Here is a 25,739-nt window from a genome sequence, read left to right as displayed (position 1 = left end):
AAGTCGAGCAAGCTTGCCGTTCGCGCCGCAATTTGCTGCCCGAGCGAACCGCGAGCAAGGCGCCGCAGCATGGGTCACTAGAAAATCCCGTCATAATCGCCTATGTGCCGCGCTTCCCATGGCAACAATCCTCCCCACCCCGCCGAAAATCGGCATGGTTTCGCTCGGCTGTCCCAAGAATCTGGTCGACAGCGAACGCATCCTGACCAAGCTCCGCTCCGACGGCTATGCCATGTCGCCCGACTATGCCGGCGCCGACGTGGTATTGGTCAACACCTGCGGTTTCCTCGATTCGGCCAAGGAAGAGAGTCTGGAGGCGATCGGCGAAGCGATCGCCGAGAATGGCCGCGTCATCGTCACCGGCTGCATGGGCAAGGAAGCGGAGACGATCCGTGCACGCTTCCCCAATGTGCTCGCTGTCACCGGCGCGCATCAATATGAGGAAGTGGTCGGCGCGGTACACGAGGCAGCCCCCATGCCGCCGAGCGCCTTTCTCAACCTGGTGCCCGAAAGCGGCCTGAAGCTCACCCCGCGCCACTACAGTTATCTGAAGATCTCCGAAGGCTGCAACCATCGCTGCGCCTTCTGCATCATCCCGTCGCTGCGCGGCGATCTGGTCAGCCGGCGCCCCGACGCGATCCTGCGCGAGGCCGAAAAGCTGATCGAGGCGGGCACCAAAGAGCTGCTGGTGATCAGCCAGGACACATCGGCTTACGGCGTGGATATCCGTCACCATCCGCGGATGTGGAAGGGCGAGGAAGTCCGCGCCCATATGACCGATTTGTCGCGCGAGTTGGGCAAGCTCGGTGCCTGGGTACGGCTGCACTATGTCTACCCCTATCCGCATGTCGACCAGGTCATTCCGCTGATGGCCGAGGGGCTGATCCTCCCCTATCTCGACATCCCGTTCCAGCACGCCAGCCGCAACGTGCTGAAGCTGATGAAGCGCCCGGCGAACGAAGCGAAGGTGCTCGAACGCGTCAAGAACTGGCGCAACATTGCCCCGGATATCGCGATCCGCTCGACCTTCGTGGTCGGCTTCCCCGGCGAGACCGAGGATGATTTCAAATATCTGATGGACTGGCTGGAAGAGGCACAGCTCGACCGTGTCGGCGCCTTCCGCTTCGAGCCGGTCGAGGGCGCAGCGGCCAATGCCCTGCCCGACCAGGTGCCGGAAGAGATCAAGGAAGAGCGCTACGCCCGATTGATGGAGCTGACCGCGCGGATTTCCGCCGACAAGCTGCAAGCCAAGATCGGCCGCACGCTCGACGTGATCATCGACGCGGTGGACGAGGACGGCGCGACCGGCCGCTCAAAGGCCGATGCGCCGGAAATCGACGGCGAAGTGCATCTGCGCGATGCCGGGCATCTCAAGCAGGGCGATATCGTCAGCGTCGAGATCGAAGACGCCGACGAGCATGATCTGTTCGGCGTGCCGCTGGCCGCCTAGCCGTTTTCGGGTTCGTCCAGCGGCGAATGCTGATGGGCGGCCAGTTTCCACCCGTCATCGCGCCTCAGATACAGCGATCCGATCAACGCCTTGTAAGGCTTGCCGTCGGCGTGCCTGACGCTGGCGGTGTAGCTGAGGAACGCTACCCCCTCGGTCGGCTGCAGCAGGAACGGGCTGCTGATCTCCAGGTCCTGCCAGCGTTTCGGATCGTGCGCCGATGCGGCGACGTCAGCCTTCGGATAAACGCCCTGCATCTGGGCGAAGACCAAGGCGCATTTCTCATCGACATGGTTCAGGAAAAACTCTTCGTCTCCGAGCCAAAAACCCTTGTCGATGGCGAGCAGATCATCCTGCAGTGACATGGCTTTTGTCCATCATTGCCTATTTCGGCAACGCATAAGCCACCACTTGGTCTCCGATCGGCGTTTCCATGAAATGGTGCCCGCCGGCCATGATGACGAGATATTCGCGCCCGCCCTGCTCATAGACCATTGGCGTCGCCTGCCCGCCAGCCGGCAGCACGTCGGACCACACGACCTTGCCGGTGCGGAGATCGATCGCGCGGATCAGATTGTCGGTCGCAGCAGCAACGAACACCAGCCCGCCCGCGGTCACCACCGACCCGCCATTATTGGGCGTGCCGATATTGATCGGCAGCATTGACGGGATGCCGAACGGTCCGTTGGTCCGCGCCGTGCCGAGCGGGCGATCCCAGATCGTCTTGCCGGTGCGGATGTCGATCGCGCGAATCCCGCCATAGGGCGGCTGCTTGCACAACAGGCCCGTGAATTTCATCCGCCAGCCGGCATTGACGTCGACCGCATAGGGCGTGCCCGCCTGCGGATCGCCCGCCCCTTCCGCGCCCGGGGTCGGACCACCGGCCTGCTCGCGCGTCTTCCAGCCACGCTGGTCGGCGATCTTGCGCGGCACCAGCCGGACATGATTGGGCATGTCGTTGTAATTGGCGATGATCACGCCGCGCTGTGGATCGACCGCAATGCCGCCCCAGTCGCTGCCGCCATTATAGCCGGGATATTCGACGGTATATTTGCCGGTTTCGGGTGGCGTGAAATAGCCGGCATAGCGCGCCTGGCGGAACTGAATGCGACAGAACATCTGATCGATCGGCGACATGCCCCACATGTCGCGCTCGGTCAGCGGGTCCTTGCGCAATGTATGCCAGAGCGAGACGATCTGGGTCGGCGAACGCTCCGCCGGCTCGATCCCGCCGCCGGGGGCCTTGATCGTGCCGATCGGAGTCAATGGACGACCGGTCCGACGATCGAGCACATAGATATCGCCCTGCTTCGACGGCAGCAGCAGCGCCGGCACGCCCGAATAATCGATCAACGTCGCCTGGCTGCCGAGATCATAGTCCCACACATCCTTCTTCACGGTCTGGAACGACCAGCGCGGCTTGCCGGTCGCAACATCGATCGCCACCAGCGAATTGGCAAAGCTGTTCTCAGTCGGCGTGCGCAGTGAGCTCCAATAATCCACCGCCGAATTGCCCAGCGGGAGATAGACCAGGCCGAGCGCTTCATCGCCCGAGGCGGTGGTCCACATATTGGGCGTGCCGCGCGACCATTGCTGGCCCGCCGGCGGGGCGCCGGTCCAGTCGGGCTTGAGCATGTCCCAGCCCCAGCGCAGCGCGCCGGTGACCGCGTCATAGCCCTGGATCACCCCCGACGGCGCATAACGTTCCTGCCCGTCAAGGATCTGGTGCCCCGTCACCACCACGCCGCGCACGATGGTCGGTGGCGAGGTGATCGAGACCAGCCCGGGATAGACTTCGCCCATGCCGATCTTAGTATCGACCTGGCCATTGGTACCGAAATCGGCGCAGGGCTTGCCGGTCGCCGCGTCGACCGCAATCAGCCGCGCGTCGAGCGTCCCCTCGATCACCCGCGTTGCACAGGCCTGCCCGACGGTCGCATTGGGCACGGCATAATAGCTCACCCCGCGGCACGCGGCGGTATAGGGAATCCATTTGTCCGGCACCTTGGGATCGAAGCGCCATTTCTCAGCGCCAGTCGCGGGATCCAGCGCAAGCATGATGCCCTTGGCCGAGCACATGTACAGCGTATCGCCGATCTTCAGCGGGGTCGTCTCCGCGCCGTACATCTTGGCCGCGTCGGGAGTCGCCGGCATGTCGCCGGTATGCGCCAGCCAGGCGCGTCTGAGCTTGCCGACATTGGAGACGTTGATCTGCGTCAGCGGCGAGAAGCGACGCGCGCTATAGGTGCCGCCATAGGCTGGCCAGTCCGCGCCGACCGTCTGGCCCGAGCTGTCGGCCATGCCGGGCGCTGTTTGCGAGGGCAAAGCGGCCATGACCGGGGATATCGCACCGCGGCCGATCACCACGCCACCGATCAGCGCGACAAGCAGCACGGCAGCAACCGCACCAAGCCCGATCCGCCAGCGATTGACCGCCTGGCTCAGCGTCGGCATCACCAGCAGCACCGCGATCAGCAGCACCAGCGGCGCGATCACGCGCGGCACCAGCGCCCAGGGATTGGTTCCTACTTCCCAGAATGCCCAGAACAGGGTCAGCACGAAGATCGCGACGTAAAGCCACACCCCGGTCATGCGCCCGCGAATAAGCTGCGCACCCGCCGCAAGCATCGCCACACCTGTCACGAGATAGTAAAGCGATCCGCCCAGCACCGCGAGCCAGGCCCCGCCGATTGCCAGCACCAGTCCGATCAGCCCGATCACGAACCCCAGGATCATGGCGGCCCAGCTGCGGCGGTTCGGCATGGCGAATGTCCTTGATCGAACGTGTGGGGGTCAAACGAAAAGGGACAATAACAGTTCCCTATTTTACGCTGGCCAAGGCACGCCGATCGCACAGGCATGACAGGGCCGAAAAACGGCTCACAGTCCCGCTTATGTCGATCGGCAGCGCTCCGCCGGCGACGAAAAAAGCAATGAAGGGAGACGGCATCCGAAAATGCCGCCTCCCTCCACCACAATGGGCGGCTCAACCCTTGTTCGTTAATCCGCCTATGCCGTCGACAATGCTGCCGACCAGGATACCGCCGGCGAAAGCGGTGACCGTCGTGGCGAAGAAACCGGCGTCACCGATCACCGGCTTGAATATGGCCACCGCGACGATCCCGCCGACCGCACCAGCGATACTGACAATCCACCACCATGGGTCGGGCTGTGGGGGCCGCGGTCCGCGCCACCATCCGGGCCATTTCGTCCCGCACCAGCCCATCATCGCCAAGAATGCATATTCCATGACAACCTCCCTGCCTTGGTGAGCATCGATTTGTCTCTGCAATGCCCCAGCAAACATCATCCTCTCATTCGAGGGCGATTCAAGGAAAGTTGGCACCGATCTGGTGTTGATTTGCACATTACTTGTAGTTGCTCTTGCGAGGATGGCACCTCATCTTCCCGTCGACATTCAACTTACTATACCACCAACGATCGCCGTTCGCTGCGATAATAGCAGAAGGTCAGCCACAGCGCCGCGGCACCGAGCAGGTGCCAGGCAGCATGGCCCTGCCACAGGCTTTGCGGCGAACAGACTGCGCCGTGCTGGTCGAGATTCCAGATCGTGAAGGCGACTGCCTTGGTCACGATACCACCGAAATAGAATCCGGCCTGCACCGCCGGCCGTTTCGGGCGAGCAAAAGCCAGCTCGACGATGATCGCCACGATCAGCAGCACCGCGAACAGCCAGCGCCGCATCTCCGGCACCGCGATCAGCATCACGACCAGCGCCGAGCAGAGCAGCACATAAATGACGATCGCGGTTCGGTCGGGGATCCGCAGCCACCGGCTCAGCGCACTGATCAGCATGAACGATCCGACGAGATACATGCCGAGGACGTCGAAGAACTGGCCCCACAAGGTCAGCGTCGCATGCATCAGCACCGATCCCAGACCGACGAAGATCGCGGTGATGCCGAAAATGATCGCAGCGGCAGGCGGCATGGCCGATTGCCACCCCTTGCCGCGCGCCAGCACGATCATCAGAAAGCCGATAAAGACATAACCGTAGGACGACCAGCTGTTCGCCGGCTGCTCGATCAGCGCGCCGATCCTCGGCGTTTCGCAGAAGCATCGCGTCGCGGTGCAGGTGGCGGCGGCATAGACCCGCCAGTCGGCGCCAAGCAAAGACAATAGCAACATGATGCCAAACGCCGAAAGCACCGCGAGCGCCAGCGCCGTCAACACATGACGTGACGTGATAGCCTGATCCAAGTCCCCGCCCCTCTTCCTATTACGGCGCGATGCTAGAGGAGTTATCGGGCATCACTAACACGCTCCTCCCGGGACAGGATCGCAGAGGGACTGGAAGCGGAGGTGCGCCTCGTGCATCTATGGCGCTCCGTATCTTCCCAGAGGATCTTGATGACGCTCCGCCCGCTGCTCTCTCTCGCCCTGCTGGCCGCCGCGCCCGCTGCTCATGCTCAGACCCTGACTCCGGCCGAAACGACCCAGGTCGATGCGCTCGTCACCGAGACGCTGGCACGGACCGGCGCGCCTTCCGCCTCGGTCGCGATCGTACGCGACGGCGAGATCGTCTTTGCCAAGGCCTATGGCAAACAGTCGGAGACGATGCCGGTGGCAAGCGCTGATGCGCCGTATCAGATCGCGTCAGTCTCGAAGCAGTTCACCGCGGCGGCGCTGTTGCTGCTTGAAAATGAGGGCAAGCTCAGCCTCGACGACAAGGTCTCGAAATATATTCCCAACATCACCGATGGCGACAAGATCGCGCTGCGCCAGCTGCTCAGCCATACCTCGGGCCTGCAGGATTACTGGCCGCAGGATTACAGCTTCAAGGCGATGGCGACGCCGGTCACGCCGCAGGGCATCGTCGATCGCTGGGCGAAAAAGCCGCTCGATTTCGTACCCGGCACGCAGTGGCAATATTCCAACACCGGCTATGTCGTCGCCGGGATGATCGTCGAGAAGGTTTCGGGCGAATCCCTGCTGTCCTATCTCGACGCCAGGATCTTCAAGCCGCTCGGGATCAAGGCGATCGACCAGGATCTGGCGGTCGGCAAGGGCTATCCGCAGGGCTATGGCCGCAACGCGCTCGGCCCGGTCCGCGTCGCCACGCCCGCCGCGCATGGCTGGCTGTTTGCGGCCGGCGAATTGTCGATGAGCGCACGTGATCTCGCCAAATGGAACGTCGCGCGGCTCAACCGCTCGATCCTCCCGCCCGAGGACTGGGCCGCGCAGGAAACCGCCGTGCGGCTGAGCGATGGATCGACCAACGGCTATGGCCTGGGCGTCTCGACCGGAAATTCGAACGGACGCCGCTATGTCGAGCATAGCGGCGAGGCAGTCGGCTTTCTGAGCGAGAATATCGTCTTCCCGGACGAGAAGGCGGCAGTGACCGTGCTCGTCAACACCTGGTCGGGCGACGCCTATCAGGAAATCGCGCAGCGCATCATCAAGACGGTCCTGCCGCCACCCCCGGCCGATGCCGCGGACACCGCTGCGCTGAAAAAAGTGCGGATCATATTCGACCAGCTCCGCGCCGGAGCGCTCGACCGCAGCCAGCTGACCGAGGATGCGGATTTCTATTTCACGCCGGTCGTGCTGGCCGATTTCAAGGCGAGCCTTGCGCCGCTCGGGAAAATCACCGGCTTCACCCAGATGGGCAAGACCCGACTGCGCGGCGGCTTCGTCAATCGCAATTTCCGCGTCACCTTCGCCAATCGCGCCGTCGGGATCAGCACCTATGCCGAACCCGGCGATAGCGGCCGGATCGAACAATTCCTCGTTGCCCAGGTACAGAAATGACCGACTTCGCCAATTTGCTGCAACCGGATCGCGGCCAGGCCGCCCGTACTATCCATCTCGTCCATCCCGACGCCTATGCCGAGTGGCTGGCAGGCCAGCCCGCGCGCGTGCGGACTGCGGTCGCGGCGCACCGACTGACCGGCAAGGCAGGCAACCACGCAGTACTGCCGGGGGACGGAGCCGAGGATTGGTCGATACTGCTGGTGTGCAACGAGGCGATAAATTCGCCCTGGCGGATCGCCTCGCTCGGCGAATCCCTGCCTGAGGGCACGTACCGGCTCGCGTCCGGAGAACCCGGCGCGGCGATGCTCGGCTGGCTGCTCGCACAGCATCGCTTCGACCGCTATCGCAAGCGCGAGACGATCGGCCCGCGCATCCTGCTCACCGGCGAGCCGGCGAGGATCGGGGAAACCGTCCGCCTCGCCGCCGCCACCGCACAGGTCCGCGACCTGGTCGATACCGCTGCCGCCGATCTCGGCCCCGCCGAGCTGGAAGCCGAGGCGGCAACGCTGGCCAAGGCGCATGGCGCGACGCTGACCGTGACCAAGGGCGAGCCGCTCGCCAAGGGCTATCCGATGATCCAGGCGGTCGGTCAGGCGGCCGCCAAGGGGCGCGAACCACGGCTGATCGAACTCGAATGGGGCGATCCGAAACATCCGCGCGTCGCGCTGATCGGCAAGGGTGTGTGCTTCGATTCCGGCGGGCTCGACATCAAGCCGAGCGCCGGCATGCGGCTGATGAAGAAGGATATGGGTGGCGCGGCACATGCACTGGCGCTGGCCGGGCTTGTGATGGCCGCACGGCTCAAGGTGCGCCTCCATCTGCTCATTCCGGCGGTCGAGAACAGCATCGCCGGCAATGCCTTTCGTCCCGGTGACGTGCTCGCGAGCCGCAAGGGTCTGACGGTCGAGAATACCAATACCGATGCGGAAGGGCGGCTGGTGCTCGGCGATGCGATCACCAAAGCGGCCGAGGGCGCTGATCATGTTCGGCCAGAGCTGATCATCGACTTCGCCACACTGACCGGTGCCGCGCGCGTTGCGCTCGGCCCCGATCTGCCAGCGACCTTCGTCAATGACGAGCCGCTGGCCGAGGCGCTGTTCGCGGCGGCGACCGAGGTCGGCGACCCGCTCTGGCGGATGCCGTTGTGGGACGGTTATGATGAGTTGCTCAAGTCCGACATCGCCGATCTGGTCAATTCGGCCGACAGCAGCTTCGCTGGCGCGACCACCGCCGCCCTGTTCCTGCGCCGCTTCATTCCCGAGGGCACCGCCTGGGCGCATCTCGACACCTTCGCCTGGCGGCCATCGGCCAAGCCAGGACGGCCCAAGGGCGGCGACGCGCTTGGCCTGAGGGCGACCTGGGCGGTGCTCAAAGCGCGCTATGGGTGAGCGGTTTCGGAGCGGATCGCCGTCCATGGCGATTCAACCCTGAAGCGGGCCATGACAGTGTGGCGGCAGACGGTATGCCAACCGGCGTTCCGCCCGCTCTTTGACATGACTGAAAAATATCACGCGTTTCCGCGTCCGCTGTTCCGGCGAGAACAGCGGTCAGCTCACCGCTGTTATTCCGCTGTTCCACCGCTGTTCCACCGCTGTTCCACCGCTGTTATCGGAACAGCGAAAAAATGGTGCAAGCCATTGTGAACAGACTGAAAATCAGCGCTCAAAATCCAACATAACAGCGGTGAGCTTTTTTATCGGAAATAACAGCGGAAAACAGCGGACCGACCGGGGCACGATGGCCAGTGCGACTCGTGCGCCGACCGCCGCCCGGCCGACGATCGATCGGCCTTATTTTACGATGATCTTGCCGGTCATCCCGAACGCCGAATGCATGAAATGTGAGCAATGCATCTCGTAGGTGCCCGGCTGGGGCGCGACCAGATGAATGTCGATCGTCTGTCCACCCTCGAATGAAATCGCCCCTTTTGAGATCAGCCGGCGATCATCCGATGCGACCGTCGCGCCATCGAAGAACGCCTTGGCGACGAGGTCATGGCTGCCGCTCGCCGTGTCGGTGATGTGCAACATATAGGGCTGCCCATGCTCCAGCGTCACCGTGGCCGGGGTGAATTTGAAGTTCGACAAGGCGATATCGATACGCGTCGCTGGCCCATCTGCCGCCGATACCGGTGCGATGCCAACCAATGCGACTGCGGCCAGGGGGAGGATCTTCTTCATCGTGCGACTCCGCGACAATACGCCCCCGGCCGGAAGATAGGCCATCCAATCGGCAATTACAGTGCCGCCCCGGCCTCGATGATGGGCACGAACTTCGCCGCCGTCAGGCTCGCGCCGCCGACCAATGCACCGTCGACATCGCCCGCGCCGAGCAGCTGGCGTGCATTGTCGCCCGTCACCGATCCGCCATAGAGCAGGCGTACCGCATCGGCCTCGTCACCGATCAGCGCGCGCAGCTTCGCGCGGATCGCACTGTGCATCGCTGTCACATCGGCGACGGTCGGCGTCCGACCGGTGCCGATCGCCCAGACCGGCTCATAAGCGATCGACAGCCAGGCCGCACCGGCACCTTCTGGCAAGGATCCGGCAAGCTGATCCGTCACGACTGTCTCGGCGCGCCCGGCGTCGCGCTCGTCCAGCGTCTCACCGACGCACAGGATTGCGTCCAGACCCTGGCGGTGCAGTGCCTCCGCTTTGGCCTTCACCTCTGCGTCGGTCTCGTGCTGGTCGGCGCGGCGCTCGCTATGCCCAACGATCGAGAAACGCGCACCGGCCTCTCGGATCATTGCCGCCGAGACGCAGCCGGTATGCGCGCCCTTGTCGGCGGCATGGACATCCTGCGCGCCGATCGCAAGATCGGGACCGCGCCCTGCCGCGGCAATCAGCGTCGTCGGTACCGCGATGGCGACATCGACGCCTGGCTGGGCCAGCGCCGCGGCGGCGATCGCGTCAAGCTCGCGCAGTGCGGCGAGATCGCCGTTCATCTTCCAATTGCCCGCGATCAGCTTGCGTCGTGTCATCTGCGCCCTCCAAAAACTTCCTGCCCGATAGAGTGCTCCCCCATGACCGCACAACCCCGACTCCAATTGACCCGATTGCACCCGCTTGAAGCCGCGCGATGCTGCCCGTAAAGCAGTCGCAATTCCGCGCGTTCAACAGATCGGTTCCCCATGCTCAGCCTTATCCGCCGCCTGATCAATTCGAAGGTCGGCCTGTTCGTCACCTTCGCCTTTCTTGTGATCATCGGGCTGGCGTTCGCGGCAGGCGACATCAGCGGGATCAGCTCGGGCACGACGCCGACAGGCGACACAGTGGCAACAATCGGAAAGCGGAAACTCTCCGAGAACGAGCTCAGGGCACGCGTGCAAAGCGAGATGGAGAATTTCCGTCAGCAGCAGCCCGGACTGGACATGATCAGCTTCGTCAACAATGGCGGACTCGAACTCGCGCTGAACCGCACCATCGACGGTCTGGTGCTCGAGCAATTCGGCTTGGCTCAAGGTATGGTCGTGAGCAAACGCGCGGTCGACGGTCAGATCGCAAGCTTCCCCTCGTTGCAAAGCGTAGACGGCAAGTTCAACCAGAAACTCTATGAGCAATTGCTTGCCCAGCAACGCCTGACCGATCAGCAAGTACGTGCCGATATCGCACGATCGATAATCGGGCAGCAGCTCATGGCCCAGATGGGCCGCACCAACCCGGTGTCGCAGCAATTCGCCTTACCTTATGCCTCGCTGCTGCTTGAAAAGCGGGAAGGTCAGATCGGCTTCATCCCGACCCGCGCAATGGCCGAGGGCGCGTCGCCGACCGACGCCGAGGTCGCGACTTACTACAAGCGCAACATTGCACGCTACACGGTCCCCGAACGCCGCGTGATCCGCTACGCCATCGTCACCCATGACCAGCTCAAAGGATCGATGGCGCCGACCGACGCGGAAATCGCCGCCGCTTATCAGGCACAGCGCACCAAATATGCGCCGACCGAGAAGCGTACGCTTGTCCAGGTCATTCTGGCCGACCAGGCATCCGCGACAGCCCTTGCCGCCAAGGTGAAGGCCGGTACGCCGATCGAAGTCGCCGCCCGCGCCGCCGGTCTTGAACCGGCAACGCTGACCGGAATCGAAAAGACAGCTTATGCCGGACAAAGCTCGGCCGCGCTGGCCGATGCGGCATTCGGTGCCGCCAAGGGTGCGGTGATCGGCCCATTGCGCTCAGTGCTCGGTTTCGCAGTCGTCCGCGTCGATTCGATCGAGCAGGTCGCAGGCAAGACGCTCGAACAGGCCAAGCCCGAACTCGTCGCCGCATTGACCAAAGACAAGACTGCCCGGGCGCTCAGTGCGATGCATGACACGATCGATGAAGCGATTGCCGACAAGGCGACCTTCGCCGAAGTGGTTGCCGACCAGAAATTGACCGCGCAGGTTACCCCGGCGCTGCTGTCCGACGGGCGCAACCCCGATGACGCGACGGTCAAGGCCGCCCCTGACTTCCTGCCCGTTGTCGCAGCTGCCTTCGCCGCGGAGCAGGGTGATAGCCCGCAATTGGTACCAATGGATCAGGAAGGCGGCTTCGCGATCGTCGGCCTGGATCGCATTGTCGCCGCGACCGCACCGCCGCTGGCGCAGATTCGCCCGGCCGTCGCGCGCGATTTCGCGATCAACCGCGCCAGTGTCGCCGCGCGCAAGATCGCAGGCGATATCGTCAAAAAGATCAACAAGGGCATTCCGATCGCGCAGGCCTTCGCGGAAAGCGGTGTGAAGACTCCCCCGCTCCAGTCGATGAAAGCGTCGCAAGCGGAGCTGATCAGTAGCGGACGCAACGTCCCGGCACCGCTCGCATTGATGTTCAGCATGACGGAAAAGACCGGCAAAACCCTCGAACTAAACAATAATGAAGGCTGGTCAGTAGTATATCTGAACCATATCGAACGCGGCAATGCCGCCAACCAACCTAACCTCATCCAGGCAAAACGCGCCGAACTCAGCAGAGTCGTCAGCAATGAATATGCCGAGCAGTTCGTCGGAGCCTTACGTCGCGAGATCGGCGTGAAGAAGAACGAAAAGGCAGTCGCCACGGTCCGGGCGGCGCTGACCGGCCAGGGCGGCGCCAATTAATCCTGTCAGGTCCGGCAGCGGGTCCGATCCTGCCGACGCGCTTGCGGCGGGCCGGCCGGCTTTGGTGTGGCGCCGGCAGATCGCCGACACCGAGACGCCGGTCGCCGCCGCGCTTAAGCTGATCGAGCCGGGACGCGGTGATTTCCTGCTCGAATCGGTCGAGGGCGGCGCGATCCGCGGGCGACACAGCCTGATCGGGCTTGCCCCTGACCTCGTCTTTCGCGCCCAGGGGAGCCGCGCGGAGATCAACCGCCACTGGCTCACCGATCGCGACGATTTCGTCGCCTGCGACGCGCCGACGCTCGATGCGTTGCGCGCGCTGGTGGCCGATTGCCGAATGGACCATGTACCGGCCGAACTGCCGCGTGCGCTGGCCTGCCTGGTGGGCTATTTCGGCTATGAGACGGTCGGGCTGGTGGAAAAGCTGCCGCGCCCCGACGCCGACCCGCTCGGTCTGCCCGACATGATGTTCGTGCGCCCGACTGTCGTGCTGATCTTCGATCGGCTGGCCGATGCGCTGTTCCTTGTCGCGCCGGTCTGGCCCGATGCCACGCGCGCGCCCGCAGGGATCATCGCCGAGGCCGAGGAGCGGATCGACATGGTCGCCGCGCGCCTGGCCAGCGCAGGGCTGCCATCCCCGGTGCGCGCGCTCGACCTTCCGCTGGTCACGCTCGACCCGATCCTTCCGCCGGGTCGCTATGGCGAGATGGTCGCTCGGGCGAAGGACTATATCGTTGCGGGCGACATCTTTCAGGTCGTCCTCGCGCAGCGCTTCACCGTGCCTTTCGCGCTGCCGCCGATCGAACTCTACCGGGCGCTGCGCCGCATCAACCCCTCACCCTTTCTCTACCATCTCGACCTGCCGGGCTTCGCGCTGACCGGCTCCAGCCCCGAAATCCTCGTCCGCGTCCGCGACGGAGAGGTCACCATTCGCCCGATCGCCGGCACCCGGCCGCGCGGAAAGACTGCCGAAGAGGACCAGACCAACCGCAGCGAGCTGCTCGCGGATCCCAAGGAGCGGGCCGAACATCTCATGCTGCTCGATCTCGGCCGCAACGATGTCGGCCGCGTCGCGGATGCCGGGACGGTTACCGTCACGGACAGCTACACCGTCGAATTCTACAGCCATGTCATGCACATCGTCTCGAACGTGGTCGGCCGACTGGGTAAGGATCATGACGCGATCGACGCGATCCTCGCCGGCTTCCCCGCTGGTACGGTCAGCGGCGCGCCTAAGGTCCGCGCGTGCGAGATCATCGCCGAACTCGAAGCGGAGAAGCGCGGCGCCTATGCCGGCGGTGTGGGCTATTTCTCGCCCGACGGATCGATGGACAGCTGCATCGTGCTCAGGACGGCGATCGTAAAGGACGGGGTCATGCATGTGCAGGCTGGCGCAGGCATCGTCGCCGACAGCGACCCGGCCTATGAGCAGCGCGAATGCGAGGCCAAGGCCGGCGCCCTGCTCGCCGCAGCCCGCGAAGCGATCGCGCGCGCCGGCGAGGCCGGTTTCGGTCAGTAGCTGCGGCGGCTCTGCAGGGCCGCCGCCAGCTCCCTTCTCAGGGAACGCTCGATTCCAGCCTTTTCTTCTCGACCTTCTCTGCCGTGTACTCGCGCAACATCTTGGTGACGCAGCCGGTCTGGCCGCCAGTCCCGACCGGCGAACAGGTGTTGGGCAATCCACCGGCGACGCGGCCGACCTCGTCGATCGTCGCGGCGCGGTTGACCCAGCTCTGATTGGCCGCGTCCGGCTTCGATTCGCGGAACTGTTTCGGGATGCGGTATGGCTCGTCCAGCGTCCCGCACACGACGATCTCGTCATCTGCTGCCGGCGGGCATCGCTCGCCTTGGCTGAGCTGTACATTGCGGATGCGTTTCAGCGGCTTGCTGGCATCGTCCGCCGGCTTGTCCTGGGCGATGAGCGCCGCGGGAAGGACAAGCAACATAAGGGCAATGGGGAAACGGATCATCGATTGCGACTCCTGTAGCGGCATCAACGTCCGCCTACGCCAATTGCTCCACCCTGTAGGAGCCTCCTCTACCCTGATTGGGGCCAAAAACGGGCAGCGCGCATGTTATATCGTTGATTGAGCCACGCAGCCGAGTGCCCAGCCCGTTTTCACCGCGTATTTGAGAGCGATTTTCCCGGCACGGGCACAGCGTGACGCCGGAACGCCGATCGGCCCGATTGTCGTAGTGATACAAACACGCTAGCGGCGCGTGCATGATCCTGGTCATCGACAATTATGACAGCTTCACCTGGAACCTGGTCCATTACCTGATGGAGCTGGGCGCCGAGGTGAAGGTCGTGCGCAACGACGCGCTCACCGCGCGCGACGCGATTGCGAGCAATGCCCAGGCCTTCCTGATTTCGCCCGGCCCCTGCACACCCAATGAAGCGGGGATCAGCCTCGATCTGGTCGCTGCCTGCGCCGAAGCGCACAAGCCGCTGCTTGGCGTATGCCTGGGCCATCAGGCGATCGGCCAGCATTTCGGCGGTCGCGTGGTGCGCGGCGGGCTGATGCACGGCAAGACCTCACCGGTCAGCCATGATGGCACCGGCCTGTTCGAAGGGCTGCCCAGCCCGTTCACCGCCACGCGCTACCATTCACTGATCGTCGAGGACACGCCCGACAGCCTGCTCGTCAACGCCACCGCTGGCGACGGGTCAGTGATGGGCATCCGCCACGCGACGCTGCCGATTCATGGCGTCCAGTTCCACCCCGAGAGCATCGCCACCGAACATGGCCATGCCCTACTCGCCAATTTCCTGCGACTCGCCGGCATCGCGGCAAAGGCGCTGGCATGACCACGACCGTCCTCCTGCCTGACCCCAGCACGCCGCTGTCGCACGAATCCGCGGCGCAGGCCTTTGCCGATATTCTCGACGCGCGGACCTCGGAAGAGGCTGTGGCCGATTTCCTCATCGCGCTCACCGAACGCGGCGAGACCAGTATCGAGATTGCCGAGGCGGCCCGCGCACTCCGCGCCCGCCTGATCCCGATCGCCGCACCTGCCGGCGCGGTCGATGTCTGCGGTACCGGCGGCGACGGACATCACACGCTCAACGTCTCGACCGCCGTGTCGCTGGTCGTCGCCGCCTGCGGCATTCCCGTCGCCAAGCACGGTAACCGCGCCGCCTCCAGCAAGGCCGGCGCCGCCGACACGCTGGAAATGCTCGGCCTCGACATGGAACGCGCGGGGCGCCTGGCCGAGGCGAGTCTGCGCGACATCGGCATCGCCTTCCTGTTCGCCGGCAATCACCATCCGGCGATGAAGCGCATCACCCCGATCCGCAAGAAGATCGGCCGCCGCACCATCTTCAACCTGATGGGCCCACTCGCCAATCCCGCCCGCGTCAGCCGCCAGCTGATCGGCATCGCCCGCCCCGACTATGCTCCAGTCTATGCCGGGGCACTCGAACAGCTCGGCACCGAGGCCGCGCTGGTGATCTCCGGCGAGGAGGGGCTCGACGAATTGTCCGGCGCCGGCCCGAGCATCACGGTCAGTGTCGGCAGCCTGAACATGCCGCCACGCATCGCGCCCGAGGATGCCGGCCTGCCGCGTCATCCGATCGCTGCGATCCATGGCGGCGACCCGACTTATAACGCCGCCGCGCTGCGTCGCCTGCTTGCCGGAGAGACTGGCGGCTATCGCGACGCCGTATTGCTCAACACTGCTGCTGCCCTGATGGTCGCGGGCCATAGCGAGACGCTGACCGCCGGCGTGGACGCCGCTGGTGAGGCGATCGATTCCGGCCAGGCCAATGCGCTGCTCGATCGCTGGATCGCCTATTCATGACCGATATTCTCGACCGCATCCTCGAAACCAAGCGCGCCGAAGTGACCGCGCGCAAGGCGACAACGCCGCTTGCCGATCTCGACGCGCGGATCGCCGAACAGACGCTGCCGCGCGGCTTTCGCGCCGCGCTCGACGCCAAGGCCACGACCGGCCATGCGCTGATCGCCGAAATCAAAAAGGCCAGTCCGTCCAAAGGCCTGATCCGCGAAGACTTCGATCCGCCCGCCCATGCCCGCGCCTATCAGGCCGGCGGCGCGGCCTGTCTGTCGGTACTGACCGACGAGACCTGGTTCCAGGGCGCCGATGCCTATCTGACCGCCGCGCGCGCCGCCTGTACTCTGCCCGTGCTGCGCAAGGACTTCATGGTTGACGCGTGGCAAGTGCCCGAGGCGCGCGCGATCGGTGCAGATGCCATCCTGCTGATCATGGCCGCACTGGACGATACGTTGCTCGCGGAAATCGAAGCGGCGGCGCTCGAATGCGGTATGGACGTGCTGGTCGAGGTCCATGACGCAAAGGAACTCGACCGCGCGATGAAGCTCACATCGCGGCTCATCGGCGTCAACAACCGTAACCTGCGCGACTTCACGGTCGATTTCGCGCGCACCTATGAACTCGTGTCGAAGGCACCCGCCGACTGCACCTTCGTCGCCGAAAGCGGGCTGACGACCCGCGCCGATCTCGACGCGATGGCCGAACGCGGCGTCAAATGCTTCCTGATCGGCGAAGCACTGATGCGCCAGCACGATATCGAGGCCGCGACCAGGGCGCTGATCGGGTGACCAGACTCACGCATCTCGACGAGGCCGGCGCCGCGCAGATGGTCGATGTTTCGGGCAAGCAGGTTACCGCACGCGAGGCGATCGCCACCGGCCGGATCACCATGTCGCGTGAAGCGGCCAGTGCGATCCGCGACGGCGCGGTGGCTAAGGGCGATGTGCTGGCGGTCGCGCGTGTCGCCGGCATCATGGCGGCCAAACATACCAGCGATCTCATTCCACTGTGCCATCCACTGCCACTGTCGCATGTCGCGATTGAGCTGCGGATCGACGACACTGGCGTTGACGCCACCGCGACCGCCACGACCGACGGCAAGACCGGCGTCGAGATGGAGGCGCTTACCGCGGTCTCGGTCACATTGCTGACGATCTACGACATGGCCAAGGCAATCGATAAGGCGATGATCATCGACGGCGTCCGTCTGTTGTCGAAGACCGGCGGCAAATCCGGCGACTGGTCAGCCTGATCAACTGACCAGTCGCGCCGATCACCGTGGCGCACGGTCCCTGCCACCATTGCTGCGATCGGGCCGCGGCGGCCCTGCCGGGCGTGCGGCGGGCATCGGCTGTGCCGCGGCGCGAGCCTGCATCTGCGCTGCACGTGCCTGGACTTGCGCCTGCTGACGCTGCGCCTGAGCGGCACGAAGCTGCCCCTGAGCCTGTTGGCGCTGCTGCGCCTGGGCCTGGGCTTGCTGGCGCTGTTGAGCTTGCGCCGCCTGGCGCTGCTGGGCCTGTGCAGCGCGAGCCTGGCCTTGAGCCGCCTGACGTTGCTGGGCCTGCGCAGCGCGAGCCTGGCCTTGAGCCGCCTGACGTTGCTGGGCCTGCGCAGCGCGCTGCTGGACTTGCGCCTGGCGCTGCTGCGCCAGTGCGGCACGCGCCTCTCCCTCTTGTCGCTGCCGGGTCTGGGCAGCGCGTGTTTGCACTAGCGCCTGACGACGCTGCTGAGCTTCGACAGCGCGGGCCTGACCCTGACGGCGTTGCTCGATCTGAATCCGCTGCGCCGCCACTTGGCCCTGGCGACGCTGTTGAAGCTGTGCCGCGCGCGCCTGCGACTGCGCCTGCTGGCGCTGGCGTGCCTGTACGGCGCGGGCTTGCTGGTCATTTTGCGCCTGGACACGCCTGGCCTGTTGCGTCGCCTGGGCCGACCGATCCCGATCGAGCGCAGTGCGGCGCTGCTGCATCGCCACCGCGCGCGCCTGCCGGTCGCGTTGCGCGATCTCGCCCGCCGCAATCTGCCGCGCTCGTTCGCCTTGGCGCCGCGCCATCTCGGCGCCCTGTTCGGCCTGAATGCGCTGGCTGTCGCTATTGTCGCGGCCGCGCAAGCGCAATTGGTTCTGCTGCTCGGCGAGCGCGCGCTGTCGCTCAACCATGCCACGCGGCACCTCGCCGCGATTGTCGACCGGTCGTGTTGCCAGTGTGGCGACACGGCGGCGCTCGACAGCAATCGCGCGCTGGCGCTCGCCCCGATCACCGGCAAAACCGCGCGCGGCAGGTGCGTAGCGATTGGTGTCACGCGCCCAGGATGCCTGTGTCCAGGCGGCTGGAATGGCGCGGGGCGGCGGCGGCGTGCGGAATTGCTGGTCGCGCCAGGCATCGTAGCGCACGGTATCCGCACGACGACGCACCTGCTCCTGACTCCAATGGCGCTGCTGCCGTTGGACCACGCTGACGTGATAGCGCTGCCAGTCGGCTTCGCGCGAACGGGCGGCGGCCCAGCGCGCCCGCGTCGCGGAAATAGCGTTTTGGCGGGCCGCCCAATTGGCAGCGATCACCGGGCGACGTTGGTGCGAGGATCGGTAAAGATCACGTCCCCGCGCATAATAGCGTGCCGCATAGTCCTGGCGCGGTCCATAGGCGGCATAAGGCAGGACCGCCCCGCTGGCGGCATAAACCACTGCGAGCTGACCATTGTCATAGCCGTACCCATAGTCGGGATCGCGCACGAAATAGGGCGAGGAGGCGCCCGGGCGATAATAATAATAGCGGTATCCATCGTCGATCGGCTCGGCAAATGCGATCGAATCGTCATAGCCCTGCCAGGCCCATGGCTCGACATCATCATAGTCGAAACCATAATCAGGCGGCGCATCGCCGATCGCGTCGGCAAATCCCCACGCATCGTCGGCGTAAGCGTAGGATTGACCCGGGTCGGCCAGTTGCACCGCCCGGATTGGCCTGGCAGCGGGAAGCGCGGCCGCCGCCGCTGCAGGTCGGACCACCGTCGCCTCGCCCGGCGCAAGTGGCAATGTGGCCGGCAATTCAGGCAGTTGAGAGGCTATGTTGCTCTCGTCGGTCGCCGATTTGGGATTACAGCCGGCAAGGGCAAGCGACGCCGCGATGGCGACTATCGCGCTGGCATGGCGAAGGCGCGGGCAGATTTTCCTGGTCATGGCATCCAACTCCTTGGTGCCCCCCAAAGCGTGGAAGTTAGACCAACGTTCCTGAACCCGTTGTGGCAGCGTCGTTCATCGGGGAGTCGGTCGATAAAGATTGCCCGAGACGAAGATCCGACTGTCCCACAAGCGACAAATGTGACAGCGTCGACCTCATGCCTCCGTCCGCTTTCCGCCCTTGCCGTCACTCGTCGAGAGCGGCCAAACGCCAGATCAAGCGTCCCACCGCATGACTCCCAAGCCCCTTCTCCCCGTCACCGAGGCCCAGTCGCGGCTATTCGCGCTCGCCCGCCGGGTCGAAGGCGAGACACAGCCGCTGCGCAGTGCTGCCGGTCGTTGGGCCGCCGCGGACATCCCGGCACGCCGCACCCAGCCGTCCACCGATCTCTCGGCGATGGATGGCTATGCGATTCGCTTCACCGACCTGCCCGGCCCCTTCACATTGATCGGGGAAAGCGCCGCCGGCCGACCCTTTGCCGGCGCCGTCGGCACGGGCGACGCCGTCCGTATCTTCACCGGCGCGGCGATGCCCGACGGCGCAGACACGGTGATGATCCAGGAGGAAGTGGATCGCGACGGGACTATCGTCACCCTGACTGGCGAAGGCCCACGGAAACAGGGTCGCAATACGCGCCGCAAGGGCCTGGATTTCTCCACCGGCGATGTGCTGGTGCGGCAAGGACAACGCCTCACGGCCGCAAGGATCGCTGTCGCGGCAACCGGCGGGCATGGCGCGCTGCCGGTAAATCGGCCGATCCGCGTCGCCATCGTCGCAACCGGCGATGAACTCATCGCGCCTGGTGACGCGATCGGCGGGGCGAATCTGCCGGAGAGCAATGGCGCGATGCTTTGCGCAATGCTCGCCGACCTGCCGGTCGAGACGATCGATCTCGGCATCCTGCCCGACCGGCTCGACGTGATGACCGCTGCGCTGGCGCAGGTCGATGCCGATATCCTGGTCACTACCGGCGGGGCTTCGGTCGGCGATCATGATCTTGTTCGTCCTGCGCTTGAGGCGGCAGGCGGCAGCATCGATTTCTGGCGCATCGCGCTGCGTCCAGGCAAGCCGATGATGGCGGGGCGGCTCGGCGAGACGGTCGTACTCGGCCTGCCTGGCAATCCGGTCTCGGCGTTCGTCACCGCGACACTATTTCTCCGCCCGCTGATTGCAACCATGGCTGGCGCGAGCGATCCACTGCCGCTCACGACCATGGCGACACTCGGCGAACCGCTAGTCGCCAATGATCACCGCCAGGATTACCTTCGCGCGGAAACGCGCCAAGGCCGGATCTTTGCGTCGACCATTCAAGACTCGTCGATGCTCCTAACCCTTGCGCGCGCTGACTGCCTGATCGTCCGCCGGCCCCATGCACCAACCGCCGTGGCAGGAGATATGGTCGAGGTGTTGCGCATCGCTTGACAATTCTACGGAACATTGCGACAACGTTCCCAGTCTGTTCCGACGAAGGATTTTCGGATGTTAACGCGCAAACAGCATGAGCTGATCTGCTTCATCAACGACCGCCTCGCCGAAACCGGCGTTTCGCCCTCGTTCGAGGAAATGAAGGAGGCGCTCGATCTCAAATCGAAATCGGGCGTGCACCGCCTGATCAGTGCGCTCGAGGAACGCCAATTCATCCGCCGCCTGCCCAATCGTGCCCGCGCGCTCGAGGTGCTGAAGATGCCCGAACGCGGCGACGCAGCGCGCAAGACGCCTGTCACCGCACCCGATATCCGCACTCTGCCCGAACCCGCCAATGACGTGATCGAGATTCCGCTGCACGGCCGCATCGCCGCCGGCGTACCGATCGAGGCGTTTGAGGGTCATTCGATGCTTGCTGTGCCCGCCGCTCTGCTCGGCAATGGCGAACATTATGCGCTCGAAGTGTCAGGCGACTCGATGGTTGAGGCTGGGATTCTCGACGGCGACTATGCGCTCATTCGCCGCGCCGATACTGCGCGCGACGGCGAGATCGTCGTCGCGTTGATCGAGGATAGCGAAGCGACGCTCAAATATTTCCGCCGCGAGGGCGCGATGGTTCGACTCGATCCCGCGAACCGGGCCTATGACCCCCAGCGTTATTCCCCCGCCCAGGTTCGCGTTCAGGGTAAGCTCGCCGGCCTGTTGCGCCGCTACGATTGATATCGACGCCGGGGGTCCGCCAGGGGTGGCGGTCGCCCGGCCGATAAACGGTGGTGACTTTTCCGTTGGATAGCGTGATCGCGACACCGCCGGTCTGCGCCAGGGTCGGGCGATCAAGCTTCAGCCAGCGCGGTGCGCAGCCTTGGGGCAAACGTCGTTCGCTGATCACGATATCGGCGCCCCGGCACGCCGTAATCAGTTCACGCGCCGGGACCAGATAGGCGCTGCGCGTGGCGAGAATGCGCCAGGTTCGGCCTCCCGCTTTACGCTCGGCCAGGCACAGGTCGCGATTGCACCGCGCTTCGGGCTGATCTGCCAGCAACAGCGGCGTGCCGTCGACACCGCCATTCTCCGCCAGCATATCCGATGTGTAATCGCCGACCCGGTCACGCAACAGCGCTAGCCCGCCACGCGCGGTCCGCACCGCAACGTGCCGCCCGTCCCCCGTCACCAATAGGTCGGGTGCCGGTGTCATCAACGCCCAGACGATCCCGGCAATCAGCGGCGCAAGACCCAGCCGCCGCCACCGTGTCCGCCACAGTGCGATCCACAATCCGCCGGCCACGGTCAGGGCATAGGCAATATCGGGCATCGCCGGCAGTGCTGCCACCGCTCCGGGCAGACCCGCCGTCGTCCGCGCCAGCCAGAGCAGCAGGTTCAGCGCCCCCTCCGTCAGCCACCACAAAGGTGCCCCCAGCCCGACCAGATCAAGCAGCAACGCCAACGCTTCGAGCGGCATGATGATGAATGTCGTCCAAGGGATGGCGATGATATTGGCCGCAGCACCGTAGAATCCCGCCTTATGGAAATGAAACAGCGCAATCGGCATCAACGAGAATTCGACCGCCAGCCCCGTCAGCACCAGCGAGGCCAGATTGCGTCCGATCTTGGCAATCCAACGCTCGTCGCGCGGCGCGAACCAGGCCTTGATGCGAGGGTGCTCGTGCAGCGCGATGATCGCCGTGATCGCGGCGAAGGAAAGCTGGAAGCTGGGGCCTGCCAGTGATTCCGGCCATAACAGCAGAACGACCACCGCGCCCGCTGCGACCAACCGCAAAGTCATTGCCTCCCGTCCCATCGCCAGCGCCGTCAACACCAGCAGCGCCGCGACGCAGGAACGGATCGTCGGCACCTGCGATCCCGTCAGCAGCGTATAGCCGATCGCCGCGGCCGCGCCCGCCGCGGCCGCGATCAGCGGCAACCGAAAGCGTAACGCCAGCCATGGGCTGAGCGCCAGCAGGCGCAGCACCACCAGCATCGTCGCCGCCACCACGGCGGTGATGTGCAAACCGCTGACCGAGAGGAGATGCGCGAGGCCGGAGCGGCGCATCGCCTCGGCATCCTCCTCGGCGATGGCGCCCTGATCGCCGGTCGCAAGCGCGCTGGCGATGCCGCCCGCACTGCCTTCAACCCGGGCCTGAATATGTCGCGACAGCCTGTCACGCAGCCCCGCCCCCGGCGCATCGCCCGGTGCCACGATCGTAACCGGCGCAAATCCGCGCCCCGTGCCGCCAATCTCGTCGAACCAGACCACGCGCGCATAGTCATACGCACCCGGCACCGCGGGCTGCGGCGGCGGCATCAGCCGCGCCTGCAATCGGATGGTTGCACCGCGCGTCAGCCCGGGCGGCACATCGGCCTCGGCCAGATTAACCCGGACATGCCCGGGCAACACTGCCGTACGACCGAACCGATCCGGCTGATCGGCAACCCGGATCGTCGCAAGCCGCAATCGCACCAGGTCGCGCGCCGCAAGCGGTTCAATCGTCTCGACCCGTGCCTCGAATGTCGTGATCACCGGCCGGGTCAGCACGCTACTCGCCGCGTCATTTGCCCGCCACCAGACGAGCGAAAGGCCAAGCGCCACTGCCAGAGCACCGACGCCGAGCGCGCGACCCGCCCTGCCTCCACGCCCCACCGCCAACGCCGCAAAGGCGGCGGCGCCGATGATGAGCAGCGTCGTACTCCACGCCAACGGGGTGGGCAGAACGAACCAGAGAGTCACACCGGCCCCGATCGCCACCGGGAGCCACAGCACAAGCTGGTCGCGTTCCGCCTCAAGCCAGTGCTCCAGCGCGTCACGCGCGGACGCCATGCATGTGCCCAGGCCGATTTGAAGCGGCCAAGGTCGCGTGCTAGGGGCGTGGGCGGCTGAACTGGCCATCTGATTTCAAGTCTGAAAGGATGCGCGCTTGAGCGCAATTACTGATGCCGCCGCCCCGGGTGTTTCGGCAGGCGTTTCGGCGGCTACCCCGGCGTTTGGGCAGGTCGTGACCCGTTTTGCGCCGTCGCCGACTGGCTTCCTGCATATTGGCGGCGCGCGCACGGCGCTGTTCAACTGGCTGTTCGCCAAGGCGAATGGCGGCAAGTTCCTGCTGCGCATCGAAGACACTGATCGCGCCCGCTCGACTCAGCCGGCGATCGACGCGATTCTCGATTCGATGACCTGGCTCGACCTGAATTGGGACGGCGAAGCGATCTTTCAGTTCGAGCGCGCGCCGCGCCATGCCGAGGTTGCGCATCAACTGCTCGCCTCGGGCCATGCCTATAAATGCTACGCCACGGCAGAAGAACTGACTGCGCTGCGCGAGAGCCAGAAGGCCGCAAAGCTGCCGATGCGCTATGACGGCCGCTGGCGCGATCGTGACGAAAGCGAGGCGCCGGAGGGCGCGCCCTTCGTGGTGCGGATCAAGGCGCCGAAAGACGGCGCGACGACGATCGACGATCGGGTTCAGGGTTCGATCACCGTGCAGAACGCCGAGCTCGACGATTTCGTCCTGCTGCGGTCGGACGGTACGCCGACCTATATGCTCGCGGTGGTGGTCGACGATCACGATATGGGCGTCACCCATGTCATTCGCGGCGACGATCATCTCAACAATGCATTCCGCCAGCTGGCGGTGATACGCGGCATGGGCTGGCCCGAGCCGGTTTATGCTCATGTGCCGATGATTCACGGCTCGGACGGCGGCAAATTATCCAAGCGGCACGGCGCTGTGGGCGTCGATTCCTATCGCGACGAGCTCGGCATCCTGCCTGAGGCGCTGAACAATTATCTGCTTCGGCTCGGTTGGGGACATGGCGACGACGAGATCATCAGTCGGGAGCAGGCAATCGACTGGTTTACGCTGGACGGCGTCGGAAAATCACCAAGTCGGTTCGATCTGAAGAAACTTGAGAACCTGAATGGCCATTATATCCGCCTCGCCGATGATGCGCGACTGGCCGATATGGTCGCCGATCGACTCGATTTCGAAGTCGATGACCGCCAGCGCGATCTTTTGCGTCGCAGCATGGCGGCATTGAAGCCCCGCGCCGCCAATCTGGTCGAGTTGACCGGCGCCGCTGCCTTCCTGTTTCGCACCCGCCCTCTTGAAATCGATCAGGCCGCGGCCGATCTCCTGAGCGCTGAAGGACGCCGAATTCTCGCACTTGCACACAGCAAGCTTGACGCGCTCGACGGCTGGGATACGGAGAAACTCGAAGACGCGGTTCGGCAAGTTGCCGACGAAGCGGGGACGAAGCTGGGTCAGGTCGCGCAACCGTTGCGCGCGGCATTGACGGGCAAGAAGACCTCGCCCGGGATATTCGAAGTGCTCGATCTGCTCGGGCGCGACGAAAGCCTCGGCCGGATCGCCGACCAGATGGCCAGCTGAGCCGGAACGTAAAGGACCTATTCGATGAGCGACACCGCAAAGCTGAGCGTTGGCGGCAAGGATCTGGACTATGCCGTGATGCCGGGCACTGTTGGGCCCGATGTCATCGACATCCGCAAACTCTATGCCCAGACCGGCAAGTTTACCTACGATCCGGGCTTCACTTCGACCGCCAGCTGCGATTCCGCGATCACCTATATCGACGGCGATGAAGGCGTTCTGCTGCACCGCGGCTATACCATCGGCGAACTGTCCAGACAGTCGAGCTTCATGGAAGTGTCGTACCTGCTGCTCAACGGCGAACTGCCGACCAAGGACGAGCTCGACAATTTCAGCTACACGATCAGCCGCCATACCATGGTGCACGAGCAGCTTGCGACCTTCTATCGCGGCTTCCGTCGCGACGCGCATCCAATGGCTGTCATGTGCGGCGTGGTCGGCGCGCTGTCGGCCTTTTATCACGATTCCGCCGACATCACCGATCCACGCCAGCGGATGATCGCCAGCCACCGGCTGATCGCGAAGATGCCGACGATCGCCGCGATGGCCTATAAATATACCGTCGGGCAGCCCTTCCTCTATCCCGACAACTCATTGTCCTACACCGGCAATTTCCTGCGCATGACGTTCGGCGTGCCGGCCGAGGAATATGTCGTCAATCCGGTGGTCGAGCG

Annotated in this window: 21 protein-coding genes and 1 pseudogene; 13 read left to right on the top strand and 9 right to left on the bottom strand. The window is 64.7% G+C overall.

The genetic code is table 11. The features are described from left to right. Positions 1 to 118: 118 nt before the first annotated feature. Positions 119 to 1,450, top strand: coding sequence for a 30S ribosomal protein S12 methylthiotransferase RimO (gene rimO / locus ACRECS_RS24245; protein ID WP_431585536.1), 1,332 nt, complete (start codon positions 119 to 121; stop codon positions 1,448 to 1,450). On the opposite strand, the gene ACRECS_RS24240 is transcribed toward rimO, so the two are convergent. From ACRECS_RS24240 to ACRECS_RS24225, 4 genes are all read right to left on the bottom strand, one after another. Beyond that, positions 1,447 to 1,812 (bottom strand): hypothetical protein, encoded by a 366-nt coding sequence (locus tag ACRECS_RS24240; protein ID WP_431585535.1) that lies wholly within the window; start codon positions 1,810 to 1,812, stop codon positions 1,447 to 1,449. The two genes, rimO and ACRECS_RS24240, sit on opposite strands and share 4 nt — an antisense overlap. A 19-nt stretch (positions 1,813 to 1,831) precedes the next feature. Beyond that, positions 1,832 to 4,210, bottom strand: coding sequence for a membrane-bound PQQ-dependent dehydrogenase, glucose/quinate/shikimate family (locus ACRECS_RS24235; protein ID WP_431585534.1), 2,379 nt, complete (start codon positions 4,208 to 4,210; stop codon positions 1,832 to 1,834). Positions 4,211 to 4,433: 223 nt separating this feature from the next. After that, on the bottom strand, positions 4,434 to 4,697 hold the full coding sequence (locus ACRECS_RS24230; RefSeq protein ID WP_431585533.1) for a hypothetical protein: 264 nt from the start codon (positions 4,695 to 4,697) through the stop codon (positions 4,434 to 4,436). Positions 4,698 to 4,873: 176 nt separating this feature from the next. Continuing rightward, positions 4,874 to 5,668 carry a ceramidase domain-containing protein gene (locus tag ACRECS_RS24225; protein WP_431585532.1) on the bottom strand — a complete coding sequence of 265 codons (795 nt, stop codon included), beginning with the start codon at positions 5,666 to 5,668 and terminating at the stop codon, positions 4,874 to 4,876. A 150-nt stretch (positions 5,669 to 5,818) separates the two neighbouring features. Between ACRECS_RS24225 and ACRECS_RS24220 the strand changes: the two genes are divergently transcribed. Next, positions 5,819 to 7,219: a serine hydrolase domain-containing protein gene (locus tag ACRECS_RS24220; protein ID WP_431585531.1), complete on the top strand. Its 1,401-nt coding sequence runs from the start codon at positions 5,819 to 5,821 to the stop codon at positions 7,217 to 7,219. Beyond that, positions 7,216 to 8,610 carry a leucyl aminopeptidase family protein gene (locus ACRECS_RS24215; RefSeq protein WP_431585530.1) on the top strand — a complete coding sequence of 465 codons (1,395 nt, stop codon included), beginning with the start codon at positions 7,216 to 7,218 and terminating at the stop codon, positions 8,608 to 8,610. Before ACRECS_RS24220 ends, ACRECS_RS24215 begins: the two co-directional genes overlap by 4 nt. Before the next feature lie 402 nt (positions 8,611 to 9,012). On the opposite strand, the gene ACRECS_RS24210 is transcribed toward ACRECS_RS24215, so the two are convergent. Both ACRECS_RS24210 and tpiA read right to left on the bottom strand, forming a co-directional pair. Beyond that, on the bottom strand, positions 9,013 to 9,402 hold the full coding sequence (locus tag ACRECS_RS24210; protein ID WP_431585529.1) for a cupredoxin domain-containing protein: 390 nt from the start codon (positions 9,400 to 9,402) through the stop codon (positions 9,013 to 9,015). 56 nt (positions 9,403 to 9,458) lie between these two features. Then, entirely contained in the window at positions 9,459 to 10,202 is a 744-nt protein-coding gene (gene tpiA, locus ACRECS_RS24205; RefSeq protein WP_431585528.1) for a triose-phosphate isomerase, read from the bottom strand. Positions 10,203 to 10,352: 150 nt separating this feature from the next. On the opposite strand from tpiA, the gene ACRECS_RS24200 reads away from it, so the two are divergent. Beyond that, complete coding sequence (locus ACRECS_RS24200; RefSeq protein WP_431585527.1) at positions 10,353 to 12,296, top strand: SurA N-terminal domain-containing protein; 1,944 nt, start codon at positions 10,353 to 10,355, stop codon at positions 12,294 to 12,296. Further along, the gene (gene trpE / locus ACRECS_RS24195; RefSeq protein WP_431585548.1) at positions 12,292 to 13,815 is read left to right on the top strand and encodes an anthranilate synthase component I; all 1,524 of its coding nucleotides are present in this window, start codon (positions 12,292 to 12,294) and stop codon (positions 13,813 to 13,815) included. The genes ACRECS_RS24200 and trpE overlap by 5 nt, the downstream gene beginning before the upstream one ends. Positions 13,816 to 13,852: 37 nt before the next feature. Here the strand turns inward: trpE and ACRECS_RS24190 are convergent, their stop codons facing one another. Then, a complete protein-coding gene (locus ACRECS_RS24190; protein ID WP_431585526.1) occupies positions 13,853 to 14,263 on the bottom strand; it encodes a hypothetical protein in 411 nt (136 codons plus the stop codon). 254 nt (positions 14,264 to 14,517) lie between these two features. Between ACRECS_RS24190 and ACRECS_RS24185 the strand changes: the two genes are divergently transcribed. From ACRECS_RS24185 to moaC, 4 genes are read left to right on the top strand one after another with little or no spacing between them, the layout of a single operon-like run. Beyond that, complete coding sequence (locus tag ACRECS_RS24185) at positions 14,518 to 15,102, top strand: anthranilate synthase component II (RefSeq protein ID WP_431585525.1); 585 nt, start codon at positions 14,518 to 14,520, stop codon at positions 15,100 to 15,102. Beyond that, positions 15,099 to 16,094, top strand: coding sequence for an anthranilate phosphoribosyltransferase (gene trpD / locus ACRECS_RS24180; protein WP_431585524.1), 996 nt, complete (start codon positions 15,099 to 15,101; stop codon positions 16,092 to 16,094). Before ACRECS_RS24185 ends, trpD begins: the two co-directional genes overlap by 4 nt. Further along, positions 16,091 to 16,876 (top strand): indole-3-glycerol phosphate synthase TrpC, encoded by a 786-nt coding sequence (gene trpC, locus ACRECS_RS24175; RefSeq protein WP_431585523.1) that lies wholly within the window; start codon positions 16,091 to 16,093, stop codon positions 16,874 to 16,876. The genes trpD and trpC overlap by 4 nt, the downstream gene beginning before the upstream one ends. Continuing rightward, on the top strand, positions 16,873 to 17,340 hold the full coding sequence (moaC, locus tag ACRECS_RS24170) for a cyclic pyranopterin monophosphate synthase MoaC (RefSeq protein ID WP_431585522.1): 468 nt from the start codon (positions 16,873 to 16,875) through the stop codon (positions 17,338 to 17,340). The genes trpC and moaC overlap by 4 nt, the downstream gene beginning before the upstream one ends. Before the next feature lie 21 nt (positions 17,341 to 17,361). On the opposite strand, the gene ACRECS_RS24165 is transcribed toward moaC, so the two are convergent. Then, the gene (locus tag ACRECS_RS24165) at positions 17,362 to 19,263 is read right to left on the bottom strand and encodes a hypothetical protein (RefSeq protein ID WP_431585521.1); all 1,902 of its coding nucleotides are present in this window, start codon (positions 19,261 to 19,263) and stop codon (positions 17,362 to 17,364) included. 232 nt (positions 19,264 to 19,495) lie between these two features. On the opposite strand from ACRECS_RS24165, the gene ACRECS_RS24160 reads away from it, so the two are divergent. Together ACRECS_RS24160 and lexA are read left to right on the top strand one after the other, a co-directional pair. After that, positions 19,496 to 20,686 (top strand): molybdopterin molybdotransferase MoeA, encoded by a 1,191-nt coding sequence (locus ACRECS_RS24160; RefSeq protein WP_431585520.1) that lies wholly within the window; start codon positions 19,496 to 19,498, stop codon positions 20,684 to 20,686. A gap of 57 nt (positions 20,687 to 20,743) precedes the next feature. After that, positions 20,744 to 21,409, top strand: a complete 666-nt coding sequence (gene lexA, locus ACRECS_RS24155) for a transcriptional repressor LexA (RefSeq protein ID WP_431585519.1) — start codon at positions 20,744 to 20,746, stop codon at positions 21,407 to 21,409. A gap of 19 nt (positions 21,410 to 21,428) precedes the next feature. On the opposite strand, the pseudogene ACRECS_RS24150 reads toward lexA, so the two are convergent. Then, a pseudogene (locus ACRECS_RS24150) lies at positions 21,429 to 23,504 on the bottom strand (ComEC/Rec2 family competence protein); the annotation flags it as partial. 175 nt (positions 23,505 to 23,679) lie between these two features. Here ACRECS_RS24150 and gltX point away from each other — a divergent pair. Further along, entirely contained in the window at positions 23,680 to 25,065 is a 1,386-nt protein-coding gene (gene gltX / locus ACRECS_RS24145; RefSeq protein ID WP_431585547.1) for a glutamate--tRNA ligase, read from the top strand. Between the two features lie 24 nt (positions 25,066 to 25,089). Next, positions 25,090 to 25,739, top strand: a 650-nt coding sequence (locus tag ACRECS_RS24140; RefSeq protein ID WP_431585518.1) for a citrate/2-methylcitrate synthase, incomplete at its 3' end; no start/stop codon positions are given.

Origin of the sequence: Sphingomonas sp., from assembly GCF_050725575.1 — a bacterium.
Taxonomy (GTDB): Bacteria; Pseudomonadota; Alphaproteobacteria; order Sphingomonadales; family Sphingomonadaceae; genus Sphingomonas.
The sequence above is the reverse complement of the archived record's forward strand: the minus strand, read 5'-3'. Positions and strand labels throughout refer to the sequence as shown.